The 2003-nt window shown below is 58.6% G+C and carries 1 protein-coding gene; it reads left to right on the top strand.

Annotated elements, in window-relative coordinates:
- Nucleotides 1–510 precede the first annotated feature (510 nt).
- Nucleotides 511–1839: a group II intron reverse transcriptase/maturase gene (gene ltrA, locus IF803_RS42385; protein WP_461196148.1), complete on the top strand. Its 1329-nt coding sequence runs from the start codon at nt 511–513 to the stop codon at nt 1837–1839.
- Nucleotides 1840–2003: the final 164 nt, after the last annotated feature.

Raw genomic sequence — 2003 nt, 5'->3', positions numbered from 1 at the left:
TGTGTGTGCCTTGCCAAGGCGCACTGTTCTCCCTGGTGAAAATCCAGGCCGGCAAACTCTCGCTCCAGCCGGAAGTACTCGGAGCGGGTCAGGAGGCGACGAATGGCCTGAAGCACTCTGAGAAAAGGCCCCTTTTGGGGGTCATCGGTCCGTGCGGGCCGCAACTTGCGAGTGAACACCGAGCAGGCTCCGAAAGCGTCATCGTGGGAGCCGACCCGCCACAGTAACGGGGAAGGCCGGCGTCCGGGGGAAGCGAGCGAGAAAAGCAACCCAGGATCCCACCGGAGTAGTGGTGGCAGCACGCGCGGGACATGGACAGTGCGCAACAAGGGAAGTCTGCCGTCGAGGAAGGATGCAAATCCGGACAACGATGAACCCGCGAGGGCTAGCGTCGGCGGCGGCAGATGGCGGATGGGTCCGTAATACCTATGACACCGGGTAACGCCGGAAGAGGGAAGGGGCCCTGACTTATCTCAAGCGAGAACGAAGCAGAGAACACGGCGATTGACGATGAGTCTAACAACACCGGATATAAGCGTTCAGAAGCTGCAGAGCTCGCTACAGGCGAAAGCTAAGACCGAACCGACATACCGCTTTTACTCTCTGTGGGACAAAATCTGCCGACCGGATGTCATGGAAGAAGCTTACCAAAGGTGCCGTGAAAACGACGGCTCCCCCGGGGTGGACGGCATAACATTCGAACAGATCGAAGCAGAGGGACAACAGCAGTGGTTGGAAAGTGTCAGACAGGAGCTGAAGGACAGCACTTACCGTCCCAAACCCCTTCTGAGAGTATGGATACCAAAGAGCAATGGCGGACGCCGACCACTCGGAATCCCGTGTATTCGTGACAGAATCGTTATGATGGCCACGGTCTTAGTGATCGGTCCCATCTTCGACGCGGACCTGCTGGACAACCAGTACGGATTTCGCCCGAAGCTTGACGCCAAGATGGCCGTGCGCCGCGTGTTTTGGCACATCAAGGACCGGGGACGCCGCGAGGTAGTCGATGCAGATTTACGCGACTATTTCACGTCGATTCCACACGGTCCGCTGATGCGATGCCTGACACGACGGATCGCCGATGGACGACTCCTCTCGACTATCAAAGGCTGGTTGACAGTCCCGGTAGTTGAACGGAGCAGAAGACGGACGATACAGACGGCAGATGCGCGAAAGTTTAAGAAAGGGACCCCGCAAGGCTCTCCTCTGAGTCCATTGCTGGCGAACATCTACTTCCGACGCTTTCTGCTGGCCTGGCGCGACCACGGACACCAAGAACAACTCGACGCCTACGTCGTCAACTATGCCGACGATCTCGTGATCTGCTGCCGCCCCGGCCAAGCCGAGACGGCGATGAAGCGAATGACGGTACTGATGAACAGGCTCGGGCTGGAGGTGAACGAGACCAAGACCCGCATCGCTCTATTGCCGACGGACCGATTCACGTTCCTTGGCTACACGATCGGGCGGTTCTACGGAAAGGATGGACAAGCCTTCATCGGCACGCGTCCGTCCAAGAAAGCGGTCATGAGATTGCTCCGACGAATCCACGAACGCACGACGCCACAGTGGTACCCGGACACACCGGAGAACACCGTCGTCGTCATCAGTCGCCTTCTTCGTGGCTGGTGCGGCTACTTCGACCAAGGTCCTGTCATGAAGAGCTATGACTTCATCAGGCAGTACGTCGATCGGCGTCTGCGGCACTGGTTGATGCAACGAGCAGGAAAACGCGGCAGGGGCTTTAAAGAGTATCCGCAGGACTACCTGCACGATACGCTCAAACTCTTCCGCATCCCGACTCGTCGTAACGACCGATCGAGCGCGAAGGCTTGAGGAGACAAGTGAAAGCCGGGTGCGGCAAATCTGCATGCCCGGTTTGACGAGCGGCGACTGGAGACGGAACTATGGCGCGAACTGCGACACCGGCAACTGGCGAAAGCAGCCGGACCAGTAAAGCCTCGCGACCTACGGTCACCGCGCCAGTCGTCGACTCTACC

It is taken from the genome of Bradyrhizobium sp. UFLA06-06, assembly GCF_054820065.1.
This window is presented reverse-complemented; position numbering and strand designations above follow the sequence as displayed.

What these genes read in the sequence shown, in the direction of transcription:
- ltrA (WP_461196148.1), top strand. Translation starts at nt 511, where the DNA reads ATGAGTCTAACAACACCGGATATAAGCGTTCAGAAGCTGCAGAGCTCG.